This window comes from Capnocytophaga sp. G1920, assembly GCF_051417515.1.
In genome coordinates, this window is record NZ_JBPRKH010000008.1 from 64,781 (window position 1) to 80,687 (window position 15,907).

At 38.4% G+C, this 15,907-nt stretch carries 10 protein-coding genes; 7 read left to right on the top strand and 3 right to left on the bottom strand.

The features are described from left to right. Positions 1–242 precede the first annotated feature (242 nt). The gene (lysS, locus tag ACSQ7D_RS06300; protein ID WP_437135676.1) at positions 243–1,946 is read left to right on the top strand and encodes a lysine--tRNA ligase; all 1,704 of its coding nucleotides are present in this window, start codon (positions 243–245) and stop codon (positions 1,944–1,946) included. A 71-nt stretch (positions 1,947–2,017) separates the two neighbouring features. Here lysS and ACSQ7D_RS06305 read toward each other — a convergent pair whose 3' ends face one another. Next, positions 2,018–3,337 carry a sugar MFS transporter gene (locus ACSQ7D_RS06305; protein ID WP_437135677.1) on the bottom strand — a complete coding sequence of 440 codons (1,320 nt, stop codon included), beginning with the start codon at positions 3,335–3,337 and terminating at the stop codon, positions 2,018–2,020. A gap of 281 nt (positions 3,338–3,618) precedes the next feature. Between ACSQ7D_RS06305 and ACSQ7D_RS06310 the strand changes: the two genes are divergently transcribed. The 3 genes from ACSQ7D_RS06310 to ACSQ7D_RS06320 all read left to right on the top strand — a co-directional run bounded on the left by ACSQ7D_RS06310 (position 3,619) and on the right by ACSQ7D_RS06320 (position 9,823). Beyond that, the gene (locus ACSQ7D_RS06310) at positions 3,619–6,483 is read left to right on the top strand and encodes a TonB-dependent receptor (RefSeq protein WP_437135678.1); all 2,865 of its coding nucleotides are present in this window, start codon (positions 3,619–3,621) and stop codon (positions 6,481–6,483) included. 168 nt (positions 6,484–6,651) lie between these two features. Next, on the top strand, positions 6,652–8,682 hold the full coding sequence (locus ACSQ7D_RS06315) for a recombinase (protein WP_437135679.1): 2,031 nt from the start codon (positions 6,652–6,654) through the stop codon (positions 8,680–8,682). A 13-nt stretch (positions 8,683–8,695) separates the two neighbouring features. Continuing rightward, entirely contained in the window at positions 8,696–9,823 is a 1,128-nt protein-coding gene (locus ACSQ7D_RS06320; protein WP_437135680.1) for an aminotransferase class I/II-fold pyridoxal phosphate-dependent enzyme, read from the top strand. A 57-nt stretch (positions 9,824–9,880) separates the two neighbouring features. On the opposite strand, the gene fmt is transcribed toward ACSQ7D_RS06320, so the two are convergent. Next, positions 9,881–10,831 (bottom strand): methionyl-tRNA formyltransferase, encoded by a 951-nt coding sequence (gene fmt / locus ACSQ7D_RS06325; protein ID WP_437135681.1) that lies wholly within the window; start codon positions 10,829–10,831, stop codon positions 9,881–9,883. Positions 10,832–11,557: 726 nt separating this feature from the next. Between fmt and ACSQ7D_RS06330 the strand changes: the two genes are divergently transcribed. After that, entirely contained in the window at positions 11,558–12,796 is a 1,239-nt protein-coding gene (locus ACSQ7D_RS06330; RefSeq protein WP_437135682.1) for a sulfate adenylyltransferase subunit 1, read from the top strand. 148 nt (positions 12,797–12,944) lie between these two features. Beyond that, on the top strand, positions 12,945–13,355 hold the full coding sequence (locus ACSQ7D_RS06335) for a hypothetical protein (protein WP_009420701.1): 411 nt from the start codon (positions 12,945–12,947) through the stop codon (positions 13,353–13,355). Between the two features lie 312 nt (positions 13,356–13,667). On the opposite strand, the gene ACSQ7D_RS06340 is transcribed toward ACSQ7D_RS06335, so the two are convergent. Beyond that, positions 13,668–14,141 (bottom strand): hypothetical protein, encoded by a 474-nt coding sequence (locus tag ACSQ7D_RS06340; RefSeq protein ID WP_437135683.1) that lies wholly within the window; start codon positions 14,139–14,141, stop codon positions 13,668–13,670. Between the two features lie 409 nt (positions 14,142–14,550). Here ACSQ7D_RS06340 and rocD point away from each other — a divergent pair, with 409 nt between their 5' ends. Beyond that, on the top strand, positions 14,551–15,795 hold the full coding sequence (rocD, locus tag ACSQ7D_RS06345; protein WP_048747386.1) for an ornithine--oxo-acid transaminase: 1,245 nt from the start codon (positions 14,551–14,553) through the stop codon (positions 15,793–15,795). The last annotated feature ends 112 nt before the right edge of the window (positions 15,796–15,907 follow it).

The window sequence follows — 15,907 nt, forward strand, 5'->3', positions numbered from 1 at the left end:
AGTGTTCACATTTAGAAATAACTTAGTATCTTTGCTAGCAAAAGCACATTATGAAGAATTGTTTTACAGAATAAATAGGATTGTAAGGGAGAAGACTCTTAAAACTTTAAATATGAACGTCGTGTTTATTTGCGAATACTATTGTGTAAGTCAAAAAAACGCCGTACTTTTGCACCCTAAAAGTATTTCAATTAATCACTAGCCACTAACCATTTATCATTAAGCGTTAATCATTAAAAAAGATGTTATCAGAACAAGAAATCATTCGCAGAGAAAAACTTTCTAAATTGAAAGAATTGGGGATAAACCCTTATCCCGCTCCATTATACCCGGTTGATACTACCTCTAAGGACGTAGCCAACCATTATGAAGAAGGTAAACAAGTGGTTGTAGCCGGTAGATTAATGTCGTTGCGTGTACAAGGAAAAGCCTCGTTTGCTACTTTGCAAGATAGTGAAGGCACGATGCAATTGTACTTCAACCGTGATGAGATGTGCCCTACCGATGATAAAACGCTTTACAATGAGGTGTTTAAAAAGTTATTGGATTTAGGTGACTTTATAGGTGCTGAAGGAACGCTCTTCATCACTAAAATGGGTGAGAAAACCGTGTTGGTAAAGAACTTTACGCTACTTTCAAAAGTATTACGTCCGCTACCTATGCCTAAGGTAGATGCCGATGGTAAAGTACACGATGCCTTCACCGATCCTGAACAACGCTACCGTATGCGCTATGTAGATTTGGTAGTAAATCCACAAGTGAAAGAAGTGTTTATCAAGCGCACTAAACTCTTCAATGCTATGCGTCAGTTTTTTAACGATGCAGGATATTTGGAAGTAGAGACGCCTATACTACAAGCTATCCCAGGGGGAGCTAGTGCACGCCCGTTTATCACCCATCACAATGCGTTGGACATTCCGCTGTATATGCGTATTGCCAACGAACTCTATTTGAAACGTCTTATTGTAGGAGGTTTTGACGGAGTGTATGAATTTTCTAAGAACTTCCGCAACGAGGGTATGGATAGAACTCACAACCCTGAGTTTACGGCTATGGAAATTTATGTGGCTTACAAAGATTATCACTGGATGATGGACTTCACTGAACGCTTGATCGAGCATTGCGCTATGGCGGTGAATGGTACTACTAAGGCGACCTTTGGTAAACATACAGTAGATTTCAAAGCTCCTTATCCACGCCTTACGATGACTGATGCTATTAAACAGTTCACAGGCTTTGACATCACTGGAAAGACAGAAGACGAATTGAGAGCCTTTGCACAGTCTATCGGTATTGTGGTAGACGAGGCGATGGGCAAGGGCAAACTGATAGATGAGATATTTGGTGAGAAATGTGAAGGTAACTTCATTCAGCCTACTTTCATCACTGATTACCCCAAAGAGATGTCGCCACTGACCAAAGAACACCGCGACAACCCCGACCTTACTGAACGTTTTGAGTTAATGGTATGCGGTAAGGAGATTGCCAATGCTTATTCGGAATTGAACGACCCTATTGACCAACGTGAGCGCTTTGAAGAACAATTGCGACTCTCAGAAAAAGGCGACGACGAAGCGATGTTCATTGACCAAGATTTCTTGCGTGCTCTTGAATACGGTATGCCACCTACCTCAGGTTTGGGTATCGGTATGGACAGACTCGTAATGTTCCTCACCAATAATGAGAGCATACAAGAAGTGCTTTTCTTCCCACAAATGCGTCCTGAGAAGAAAGAAGTAGAGCTTTCGGAAGACGAGAAAGTAGTGTTTGAGCTTTTAAAAACCTCAGAAAGACTGCTTTTAGATGCTCTCAAAACACAAACAGCATTTTCTAACAAGAAATGGGATAAAGCCATTAAAGGTCTTACCAGTAAGAAAGTAGCGAAAGTAGTAAAAGAAGGAGAAGAACTGTTCGTGGAATTAGCAAGTAACAAAATTGAAAATTAGTAAATTATAGACTTTGTCAGAGTCCTTGGACTCTGACAAAGTTTTTTATTGCCCATTAAGCTTTAATAAAATTATTTATTGCTTTTGTAAAAGCCAAAGAAAGCGATGTAACTATAGCAAACTACTAAGGTGAGGAATGCTAAGCGAAAACCTATATAATCAGTAAGAGAACCGTACAGAATAGGCAAGAGTCCGCCACCGACAATCATCGTACAAAGGATACCTGAAGCTTGAGTTTTGAGTTCGTCTATCCCTTCACAAGCAAGCGCAAAAATAGTGGGGAACATCATAGAGTTGAAGAGACCGATACTTAATAAAGCCCACATTGAGAGCAAACCACCGGTATTGATAGAAAATAAAATAAGAGATATGGCAACTATAGCAAAAGCAATGAGAACTTTGGCGGGAACAATCCACTTGATGAGATAAGCACTGATAAAGCGTCCTAACATAGCACCTCCCCAGTAGAAAGTGAGAAAAACAGCTATAACAGCTTTGGGGTTGGCTGAGGTTAGATGAGGTTTCCCCGCCAATGAGCCAAGCGTTTCTACAATAAAGCACATAGAAGGGTTCTCTAAAATATCCTTAGTGATGTTCATATCGATTAAGTAGTTTACTGCGTAACTTCCTATCACTACTTCAGCACCTACATACAAGAAGATACCTATAGCCCCCAACAGTAAGGGAGTTTTCTTGAGAAGATTCCAATAACTTTCTTTATTTACTTCTTCTTTTATTCTATAAGCATAAGGTAATTTAACCACTGCGAAAACAAATGCTAAAGCAAGTACCCATAAGGCAATGTATAAAAAAGGCAATTGTATTGAGAGGGCTTCTTCACGGAAATAAATAAGCTTATCCGTAGTGTCTAAGGCTTCTATTTCGGCTTCTTTTTTTACTTCATTGCTCAGTAAGTAAACGGCTCCAAATATAGGGGCAATGGTAGTGCCTATGGCGTTGAAGGCTTGAGAGAAAGTGAGCCGACGAGGCGTAGTGGCTTCATCACCTAAGATTACCACATAAGAATTCATAGCCACTTGCAGGAAAGTAACACCACAGCCTAATACGAAGATAGCAGTTAAGAATATCCAATATAAGCGTTCTCCGGCAGCAGGATAGAAGAGCAAAGCGCCCAAAGAGATGAGCAAAAGACCTAAGATAATACCCCGCTGATAGCCTATTTTAGTGAGAATAAAACCTGCAGGGATAGAAAAAAATAAGTAAGACAAGAAGAAAGATAGAAGAATATAGGCAGCATCGGAATAACGCAACTGAAAAACGTCACGAAGGTGAGGTAATAAGAGCTGTATGAGCACTGTTAAAGCTCCAAAAAGTAAGAATAAAAGTGCTACCAAAATAAAGGCTTGGGTATGTTTCTTTTGTCTATTCATTGCTGTATAAGCTCGGTTTAGAGCGCAAATCTACTACAAAAGATTAAAAAATAGTTAAAATTTAACACTTTATTTTTGTTATATACATAACTTAAAGCTTACAACATACTTGTATTTAATGTTTTATGTGTAAGTAGAGCCCTTGTTAATAAATATGTTAGAAAATATTTTGGTAAATCTGTTGGGGGATATCAAAAAAGTTACTAACTTTGCTCCGAATTAAGTAGTACTATTTAGCTCACTACTGACCATAACCACTCGTAACTAATTTAACTAATATAATGAAAAGCTGGTTTTTAAATGTAGCCGTACTTTTTCTCACATCGATGCTTTACTCTCAGCAAGGAGTCATTACTGGGGAAGTAATTGATGGTGATTACAACGCTCCGTTAATGGGAGCAAATGTTTTGGTTAAAGGGACTACCAAAGGAGCTTCTACTGATATGGACGGTAAGTATTCCTTGAATGTAGACTCACCTACTGGAACCTTAGAGTTCTCTTATCTTGGATATGTTACCAAGACAGTTTCGTATAAACTTGTGAATGGTAAGGCGCACGTGCGAATTACCCTTACAAGCGACCAACAAACCCTAGGAGAGGTAATTGTAACAGGTAAAAGTACCTTGTTAGACATTGCACAAGAGCGCAAAACACCTGTGGCGGTATCTACTATTCAAGCTACCGAAATTATAGAAAAATTAGGTACACGAGAGCTTCCTGAAGTACTCAATAGAACACCTTCTGTTTATGCTACAAAAGGGGGAGGAGGCTTTGGCGACTCAAGAATTAATATTCGTGGTTTTGACACCAAAAACATTGCTGTGATGGTAAATGGTATGCCTGTAAACGATATGGAAGGTGGTACTGTTTATTGGAGTAACTGGTCAGGACTTGCTGATGTTACGTCAGCGATGCAAGTACAGCGCGGGCTTGGTGCTTCTAAATTAGCAATAGCTTCAGTAGGAGGTACAATTAATGTGGTAACACGTGCTGCCGATATGCCCGAAGGAGGTACTGCTTACTTTAGCTATGGTAGTAGCCAAGAGTATAAAGGATTAGTTGCTTACAATACAGGTAAAAGTCTTACAGGTTGGTCGGCTTCTGTGTTGTTTAGCAAAAATACGGGGCGCAAGTACGTAGATGGTACCAAATTTGATGGTTATAGTTATTACTTTGCTTTAGGTTACGAACCTTCGGATAAACACAGTTTCCAATTGATGTTTACAGGAGCTCCACAATGGCACCACCAACGCTCTAACAGTCCGTCATTAGCTAACTATTTGCGTTATGATAATGGTGATGAACCTAATCGCAAATACAATTCAGATTGGGGGTACTTAGATGGTGAGGAATATACTATCAAGAAAAATCTATATCACAAACCTGTGGCTATGCTCAACTGGGATTGGAAAATGAGCGAGAGCACTTCTCTTAGTACTGTAGTTTACGCTTCTTTAGGGCGTGGTATGGGTACTAATTCTTTAGGTGAAGCATACTCTCTAAAAGCATCACAAACGACAAGTGGTACGACTACCTATTCTACTGAGAAACAATATTTAAATACACTACGCACTGAAGATGGATTGATTGATTTTGATAAAGCAGTAGCTTATAATAAAGGAGAAGCTGTCGATGGTTTGATACCTATGGTTCATCCTGGACAAGCAGGTACAGGAGGACAAGCAGAAATAACAGATCCTAATGATCCAAATCAGAAGTTAAAATTTAAAGTAAATAATCAGGGTTTCATACGTAATGGTTCTGTAAACTCACACGACTGGTACGGATTCCTTACCAACTTACAACACCAAATTAATAAGAACTTTACGGCAAATATTGGTTTAGATGGTAGATACTATTACGGTTATCACCACCAAGTAGTTACTGATATGTTAGGTAACAATTCTTATACGGATAGCAAAAATAAAAATCTTGCCAATGCTAATGTAGTAACCACTGTAGTACCTGCTGATATTTCTTGGAATCCGTTCCAAAAAACAGAGCCTTTAGAAAACCAAATAGGCTATAGCAATGATGGAGAAGTGAAATGGTTTGGTCTCTTCTCTCAGTTTGAATACTCTGATGATCATTTCTCTGCCTTCATTCAAGGAGCTACTTCAGTGCAGTCTTACCAGCGTATAGATAATTTTTTAAAACCTGGTACATTAGCTATTACAGGTAAACCTGAAACTGCTATGAGCACTAAAACAGGTTTCAAAAATATCGTAGGTTATAATATCAAAGGTGGGGTAAATTACAATATTAACGAACATCACAATGTGTTTGCAAATGTGGGATATTACTCTAAACAACCATTGTTTGATGCTGTATATCCTAATTATCGAAACTTCTTAAACCCTGCTCTTACCAATGAGAAAATATTTGGAGTAGAACTTGGTTACGGATTTAAATCAAGTTTCTTGAATGCTAATGTAAATCTTTATCACACTTCTTGGAAAGATCGTTACTTGCGCAAATCTAATAACCTTAAAAATAATACAATTCGTGCTTATGCAAATATTTTAGGAATCGAAGAAATTCACCGAGGTATAGAAGTTGAAGCAAATGCCAATATCAATAGATATCTAAGAGTAAACGGTTCCCTTTCATTAGGTGATTGGTATTATAAAGGAGATGCTTCTGGTAATCTTACTAATGAAAGTAATGAAACTATTGATGATCAAGGTAATGTAGTGCCAGCAGGTAGTGCTAGCCAAGTAAAACTTTTCTTAGACAAAGTGAAAGTAGGTTCTACTGCACAAACCACAGCCTCTTTGGGGCTAACTGTATTACCTGTGAAAGGACTTAAATTTGACATCGATTGGCGTTACGTAGATGATCTGTATGCAAACTTAAATATTTCTAATTTTAATAAAAAAGTTGAAGCTGAAAAAGGAGCTCTTAAATTGCCAAGTTATAATCTCTTTGATTTAGGAGCGTCTTATAAATGGCAACTTACCGATAAGCAACGCCTTACTTTCTCAGTGCAAGCCTATAATCTACTTGATACTTACTATATTTCAGAGTCTTATACTAGTAATCACGCTACTGATACAAGCAAGACGTACAAAGGTATTGATGTGAGTAATCTTGTGTACTTTGGTGAAGGTCGTACCTTTAGCTTCGGAGTACGTTACAACTTCTAAACAGGTAAAACCAGCGAACAGGAGTAGCTGGATCTGAGTAACAGCTAACAAAGGCTATCCATTCATTTGGGTAGCCTTTTTTATTGATAAATACTACAAATTACCAAAAATTTCATACCTTTGCTCCCTCATTGTTAATTATCAATTCTTAATTATTCATTGTAAGATATGTTGCGATTCGCAAAAGAATATAAATCTATTTATGAAATCTTTGAGACTTATATGCACTCATCAGACTATGAAGATATCGACTTCTTGTTTGATGTAGTGAACTACTTTCGTCGCAAAAGTAAAAATAAAAAGTCTCCCCTCAATATCGATGAACTCATCACTGAAATCAAACACAAACCCAACAGCATCGCTTTCTTCAAGGAAAAACTCCACAAAGTATTTGCTAATAAACAAAAAGTAATTCTTTTCACTGATGCTGGTCTGCTGAACAGTGTTTCTTTCTTCAAAGAATTGCGTCGCCGTATCAGTCGTCAGCTTTTACCCGACCAGCCTTCGGAAGAGAATATACAATACATACTCAACCAACTCTTCTACCGTCCTTCCGATGTGAAGTGGGTACATCAAATTCCTTTAGATAACTGGAAAGAACTCTTTGATATTCTTGCTGTATCTACTTTCTATGAGGATAGTGAGAGCAAAACTACCTCCAAGCAAATCCTTTTGGCGATAATGATTCTCTCTCAACGTATGGGAGGGCTCGCCTTGCAAACTGATGTGCGCCGTATGGTGCCTGAATATGCTCATCTCAACAGCCCCTTTATCGCTCTCGACGATGAGCTGAACAATCTTGCACGTACTCTTTCCAAGGAAGATAACCCTTATCTATATATACAAGACCACGAACTCGATTATAAACAGCTGAATATCCTAGCTGGTCAGTGTGAGGATTTCGTAAACAAAGCTGATGCCAATACTTCTAAATATGGGGTGAGTTTCAGTGTGAACCAAACTCTTTTGCTCATCCGTCAGCAAATAAAACGCATCAAGCGACTCTATAACTACCTATTTATAGAGAAAGAAGCTGATAAATGTGAAAAAACAATTGCCTTCTACTTAGATATGGTGAAAACTAATTCTAAGAAGAACAATATTCGAAAGCTGATAGATGATAGTGTTTATAACATCACCTACGAGATTACGAACTATACCGGAAAGACAGGTGAACACTATATTACTTCTACTACCGGTGAGTACTTCAAGATGCTCAAAACAGCTTTGTGGGGTGGCGTTATCGTAGGGTTTATGTGTTTGGTAAAACTCTATATGTCGATGCAACCCGACCAAAGTGATTTTTTCCGTGCGCTGAACTACAGTTTTAACTACGCTATTGGTTTTGTGCTCATCTACCTCACAGGGTCTACTTTGGCTACCAAGCAACCTGCGATGACGGCTTCTACGATTGCCAAGACTTTAGAGAGCCTCAGCGACAACGATAACAATAAAGAAAAACAGAAACACTACACCGAGTTCTCGACTCTTTTCACGCGTTTGTTCCGTTCGCAGTTCATTGCCTTTGTAGGCAATGTGTTTGGGGCTTTTCCTGTGTCTATGCTTTTAGCGATAGGAATGAGTTATCTCAGTGGTTACAATATCGCTACCAAAAAGAGTTTACATCTCTTGGAAGACCTGAATATATGGCACACCCCTGTATTTTTGCACGCTTGTATTGCAGGGATATTTCTGTTCTTATCAGGTATTATAGCAGGTAACGTAGCTAGTGTAAACAACTTTAACAACTTCTATTATCGTCTTTCCGAACACCCCTTTCTTAAAGGCTTCTTTGGTAAAGTACGTATGCAACGCGTTGCTAACTGGATGCAACAAAAGTGGCCGAGTGTCGTCTCAAATATTTGGTTTGGAGTCTTTATGGGAAGTGCGTGGGCAATAGGTCATTTCTTCGGTTTGCCCATCGATATACGCCACATCACCTTTGCCAGTGGTAATTTAGCTTATGGCTTGTATGGTATGAATTTTATCATTAGCTTGGAGAATATCTTTTGGTGTATCTTAGGCATAGGTATTATAGGCTTTGGTAATTTTATTGTGAGTTTTGGTCTCTCTCTATGGATAGCCTTGCGCTCTCGCGAAGTACCTGCTTCAGAACTAAAATATTTAGGTCGTTGTGTATGGAGAGCCTTTAAAGCTCGTCCCAGAGCCTTTTTCTTTCCCGTAAAGGAGAAAGAATAAAAGAATATTCAATATGAAACACATCAAAGAAAAATTAGCTGAACGTGAGGCTCACAACGCTCTTCGCACTCTTAAGCAACGCCATTTTGCTATTGATTTCTACTCCAATGATTATATAGGATTCAGTACAAATTCTGAGATTACTAAACGCATCTCTCAATTACTCTCTCCGCAAACGGCACCTCACGGGGCTACAGGCTCGCGATTGCTTTCAGGTAACTTGCCTATCTTTTCCGAAACCGAAAGCTATATAGCTCATTTTCATAAGGCTGAAACCGCTCTTTTGTACAATTCGGGCTATGACGCCAATGTGGGATTCTTCTCCTGCATCGTGGGACGGGGTGATATTATCTTATACGATAGTTACAGCCACGCTTCTATACGCGACGGTATTTCACTGAGTTTAGCCAACTCCTATAAGTTTAAACATAACGATTTAGACGATTTAGAAAAGCTCTTAAAGAAGTTTGCTACCCTTGATAAAACGGTGCTCATCGTTACTGAAACAGTTTTTTCAATGGACGGTGATAGTCCTGATTTGGTGCGTTTGGTAACATTAGCAAAGCAGTATGGGGCTTATATAGCGGTAGACGAAGCTCACGCCATAGGAGTATTTGGCAAACACGGCTCTGGGTTGGTGCAAGCATTGGGGTTAGAAGAAGAAATCTTTGCCCGCATCGTTACTTTTGGGAAAGGCTTAGGAGCACACGGAGCAGCTGTCTTAGCTTCAAATGAGGTTATACAGTATTTAGTGAACTTTTCACGCTCTTTCATATACACCACTGCTATGAGTCCACATAGTGTGGCAACTATTAGGGCAGGATATGAGACCTTACAGACAACTAAATCAATAGAACAACTGCATCATAATATACAGTATTTTAAAACGCAAATTGCCAAATACAACATACAGGGTTTTATTCCTTCTGATTCAGCCATTCAAGCTATAGTAGTAGCAGGCAATGAACGAGTGAAAGCACTTGCTGAAGTACTACAAGCTCAAGATATAGGCGTATTACCGATTTTAGCACCCACCGTACCTGCGGGACAAGAACGCCTGAGAATATGTTTACACAGCTTTAATACAGAAGAAGAGATAAATATTTTAATTAGCCAATTAGCCAGTTTGTCAATTATCTGATTAGAGAATCAATTTTTACCAAAGTTTTTTAATTGCCTATCGTGCTACGACTCGTCATTATAGTATTGTGGTATTATCAAAGCTAAACCCATTTAGCAAGTCTGTGGTTTTCATACGTTTTTTAGCAGGCAATTGCAATTCTAATAGCTGTATATAACCATCTTTTACAGCTACACGCAGTCCTTTTTTACCTACTAAGAGTTCCCCAATAGGATATTGATGAGAGACAGGTTCGAAAAGAGCATCATATACTTTTACATTTAGCACTTCTCCTTTTTGTACAAACGCTGTCCACGCAGTAGGGTAGGGGCTCATTCCCCTCACTAAACGCTCTATTGTCATTCCTTCCGCTTGCCAATCTATCTTACAAGTCTCTTTGTATATCTTAGGAGCTTCGGCAAAGGTTACTTCTTTGTTTTGTGGTTGGGTAGTGCAAGAACCTTCTGCAATGCTATCTACGGTTTTTAGTACCAATTCAGCACCTTGCACCATTAGTTTGTCGTGTAAGGTGCCCGCTGTTTCGTGAGACTCAATAGGTGTAACCTTTTGTGCGATAATAGCTCCCGTATCAATCTTCTCGTCTATAAAGAAAGTCGTTACCCCTGTTTCCTTTTCCCCGTTGATAATTGCCCAGTTGATGGGAGCTGCTCCACGATAGTTAGGTAAAAGAGAGGCGTGCAGATTGAATGTGCCGTATTTAGGCAATCGCCATACCACTTCGGGCAACATACGGAAGGCTACTACTATTTGCAAATCGGGTTGTAAGGCTTTCAGTGCATTTACAAAAGTTTCATCTTTTAGTTTTATGGGTTGTAACACCGGTATCCCTTTGCTTTCGGCATACAGTTTCACCGGCGACTCGTGTAGCTTCTGTCCGCGTCCCGAAGGTTTATCGGCTACCGTTACTACACCTACTACGTTGTAATGGTTCTCTACTAATGCTTTTAGCGACGCCAGCGCAAAGTCAGGTGTCCCCATAAATACAATTCTCATTTTATCACTTGTCATCTTTTTTATCTTTTACCTTATAATCTTTTAATTGTCTCAGAGGCTCATTTTCTTATTTCAGTTAAGCGATGAGCTCGTTTTTAGCTTTGATTTATTTTGCGCAAAAGTATAAAATTTGGTATTAATAGTAAAGTTTTTTGTAGTAAAACTTTTAATACGAGTTATTATTAGTTCTTCTTTCGTCCCTTATAGTTAAATAACATCAATTCAATATAACAAAATTCTATTTTTCATTCGCCTTTCCCGTCACTAATTCCCGATTTTCCGTCATACTTTCTCCTAGTGCCTATGGCCTAAGGCCTAGCACCTATTTCTCTTTCTTTCGCCTCGAAACTCCGTTTTTAACATTTTTAGCATTGTTGTATCATAGTGTTAATCAACTATTTATATACCCTTTCTATACCAATCGTCCAAGATTCGTATAAGCTTCCTATAAGCTTCCTATAAGCTAACGACACCCACTTTACCTCTTACTTTTTACCTTTTACCTCAACACGCCTTTCCGAACTTTTCCGTTTCCTTCCGAATCCTCCAACTCCTCCTCTGACCTGTCCGACCCGTCTGAAAAAGTCCGACCCGTCCATTCCCCTTGGTGGTATTATTGGTATTATTGGCATTTCTGGTATTATTAGCATTTACCCCATTTACTAAGTTCCAAATTTGCTAATTTGCCAATTAGTTTGTACTTTTGCACCAAATTATATTTACTCAACAGAAATAAAGCAAATGAATATATTACGATTTATCACCGCAGGTAGCGTAGACGACGGTAAAAGTACCCTTATAGGGCGATTGTTATACGATAGCAAAAGCATTTTAGCCGACCAGCTCGAAGCATTGGAACAACAATCAAAAAATAAGAACGACGATGGTATCGACCTCGCTATCATCACCGACGGGCTCCGTGCTGAACGCGAACAAGGGATTACTATCGATGTAGCCTACCGCTACTTTGCTACTCCCAAACGCAAATTTATCATCGCCGATGCTCCTGGTCATACCCAATACACCCGCAATATGATTACGGGGGCTTCTAATTCCGAGCTCATAATCATTTTGGTAGATGCTCGCAATGGCGTAACCGAACAAACTCGTCGCCATTCAATCATCGCCTCCCTGCTCAATATCCCAGAGGTAGTGGTAGCCGTAAACAAGATGGACTTGGTAGGTTATAGCGAAGAGGTGTTTAACAATATCAAGCAAGAGTACGAAGAGATTGCCAAACGTTTAGGATTGAAGAGCGTGCACTATTTCCCTATTTCGGCTTTTGTAGGCGATAATATCGTGAATACCACTGAGGCGATGCCTTGGTACAAAGGTAATTCGCTTTTAGACTTTTTGGAAACTGTAGAAATTAGCAAAGACAACTATGACCAACCTCGTTTTCAGGTGCAGTATGTAATACGCCCACAAACCGAAGCTTTACACGATTACCGCGGTTATGCGGGAGAAGTCATTTCGGGCACATATCGCAAAGGTGATGCGATAATAGTAGAACCAGAAGGTATTACTACAAAAATCAGTAAGATAGAGTATAACGGCGAAGAAGTTGCAGAAGCAAAGGCAGGTGACCCAGTAGTACTACACATCGAAGACGATATCGATATTTCTCGTGGCGACTACTTTGCCAAACAAGGAGCAGAGCCTCAGCAAGGGCAAGATATCGAGGCTATTGTATGCTGGATGGATAAACGCGAATTGCGCGAAGGCAATAAATACTTGTTGCAACAGCGTAGTAAACTTGTAAAAGCAATTGTGAAGGAAATAGAGTATAAAATAGACGTCAATACCCTCAACCAAACTGAAGGTGTAGAAAGTGTAAAACTCAATGAAATCGCAAAAATCCGACTTAAAATGGCTTCCCCATTAGTATACGATGCTTTCCAAAGCAATCCTCCAATGGGTAGTGCTATCCTCATCGATGAGACCAGCAACGCTACCGTAGGAGCTGTGATGATATATTAATGCTTTTATTTTTCTGTTTTATTTCACAATAATACAAGTTAAAAAACTTAAAGCATATATAAAAAGCATTAAATAATGTTAAAAAAGAAATACTTGTATATATTATACATATATTTGCATCAAAATAACATATAAAAAAATCAAGTTTATGACAGGTAAAGAATTACAAGAATCAGTTAACAAGCTCTGCTTAGATATGAAAGCTAATTTGCCAGGCTTCATCTTTTGTGGAATTCTTAATTGCGCTGATGGAACTATCATAGGAAGTTCTGCAGCTAATCCAGAAATTTCAAAAATTGCAAACGAAGTCTCTCCCTTTTTCTCAACTATTGTAGAGCAAGTGAAAAAAGTGGTTACTTCAAGTGAATCATTAGGAGTTAAAGAAACACATAGTATTCTTATCGAAACTGATAAAGTTACTAATGTGATTGGGATTTCAAATTCAGGGAAGTATTTTATTCTCTTAGCCTTAGATAGAGCCAAAGCTAATATAGCAATAGCTAGAACTTTAGTTGAAAGAAGCAGATCCCTTGCAGGGGTATTAGACGAACACCTCTAAAAAAATAGATATTAAATAATATCTTCAGAGCACAAATTTGGGCACTCCGAATTTGTGCTTTTTTGTTTTTACAAAATATATGGTACATTCTATCTAAAGTGAAACAACAAGCTCAAATAAGCTTCTTTTTTAGTATGCGATGCTTCCAAGAGGCATTATATTCTCATTGATGAAAACAGCAATATCGTAGAACTATAATGATGAGCTTATAATGAAATCTTATTAAAAGTTTTATATTTGATTAGTATAAAAAAGAGCACAAAACAGATTGTCTGCTTTGTGCTCTTTATAATTTTTTCTGTTAAAAAAACACTAAAAAAAGTCGTCTAATAGTGTCCCAAACTCTCTTTTGCACTTGTAAAGTAAAGCTCTCGAGATACCAACGTTTGATTTAGCTCTATCTAAAGCAGTAATAGAAAAGAACTTTCCTAAAGCTGAAATCATCAACATAAACGTGATTCTGTCTGTTTCAATAAGGATATAATCTAACTCCGACTTTCCTAAAGCGTCATTGCTATCTACTACTTTCTTTACTTGATCAATAATAGTAAGATGAAAGGCAGAACCTTGTTCAACTATTTTTGAAGCTTCTTCATTGGCAGAAGCTTTGCTTAAGATAGAACCATCAGAACTGCTCAAAATTCCATAGAAGAGGAATCCTGGCATTTCTGCTTTCATTTCTTGACAGTGAGCGTCAAGCATTTGTTGTAGTTGCGCACCAGTTAGTTCTGTATTTATATCTGTTTTTACATCTGTACCTTTCGATTGTAATACTGTATCTGTCATAATTTATGGTATTTTAATGAGGGCAAAGGTATAATATTATTTTTTAAAAAAAGAAATTTTCACGAGAAATCTTTTATTATAAATATAAAATTTAATGTTAATACAAAGAAAATCAATAATTAATACTGTAATAAAATTATCGTTCAAAAGTAAGAAATACTACAAAATTATTTCTGTGAGAAGAAAAATACTACAAGTATAAAACGATATAAACTGTTTCATATAAAAAGGATTTAGGTGTCAAACTTGTTTTTTTATATGAATGTATAGGATTATTTAATTTATTGTTGTATCTTTGCCTAAGTTTTTACGGATAGAAAAATAACTATTAGACAAGGTAAATATGAGAATATAACTTTGTGATAAGATGAATATTATTTTTTTTCTTTAAAAGTATATAACAAAATATATGATAACACATAAATTAACCTCAGAACAAGCAATGGCACTCGAAAATCAGTACGGTGCACATAACTATCACCCACTACCCGTCGTACTCTGCAAAGGGCAAGGGGTATATGTGTGGGACGTCGAAGGCAAACGCTACTACGATTTTCTTTCGTCTTACTCTGCCGTAAACCAAGGTCACTGCCACCCACGTATCATAAAAGCACTTACTGACCAAGCGCAAACTCTTACACTCACTTCTCGCGCTTTCTACAACGATAAGCTCGGAGTGTATGAAAAGTACGTAACCGAGTATTTTGGCTTCGAGAAAGTCCTCCCGATGAATACAGGAGCTGAAGCGGTAGAAACAGCTATTAAAATATGTCGTAAATGGGCTTACGAACAGAAAGGGGTGCCTGAAAGTGCTGCCATCATCATCGTATGCGACCAGAACTTCCACGGGCGTACCACTACAGTTGTATCTTTTTCATCTGATAAAAATGCGCGTAAAAACTTTGGTCCTTATACACCTGGTTTTGTTTCCGTTCCTTACAACGATTTAGTTGCTTTGGAACAAGTACTTGCTGATAATAAAGCAACAGTAGCAGGCTTTTTAGTAGAACCTATACAAGGTGAAGCTGGCGTATACGTTCCTTCTGAGGGGTATTTAAGCGGAGCAAAAGCCTTATGCGAAAAATATAATGCGCTCTTTATCGCCGATGAGGTACAAACAGGAGTAGCGCGTACCGGAAAACGTTTGGCAGTAGACCACGAGAATGTAAAACCTGATATATTGGTACTGGGGAAAGCCCTTAGCGGAGGTGTATATCCCGTGAGTGCTGTCCTTGCCGATGACCGTATTATGCACGTGATTAAAGCTGGACAACACGGTAGTACTTTTGGGGGCAATCCTTTGGCAGCAGCCGTAGCGATTGAAGCCTTACAGGTAGTAAAAGATGAGCATTTGGCTGAAAATGCCGCTCGTTTGGGTGAGATTTTTCGCAAAGAAATCGGCGACTATATCAAAACCTCAAAAATAGCCACCTTAGTACGTGGTAAAGGACTCCTAAATGCGGTGGTTATCAACGATACAGAAGAGAGTGACACTGCTTGGAATATCTGCCTAAAGATGCGCGATAATGGGTTGCTCGCTAAACCTACTCACGGCAATATCATTAGATTTGCTCCGCCATTGGTAATGAATGAAACGGAATTAAGAGAGTGTATTGCTATTATTATCAATGCTTTAAAAGCGTTTGAAAAGTAATACGCTATATTGCATACAGATAGAAAGCTACCTAAAATATTAGGTAGCTTTTTATTTATACAGAAATATTTTGTACATTTGCCCCATAGGAACAAAATTCATTTTATAAAAG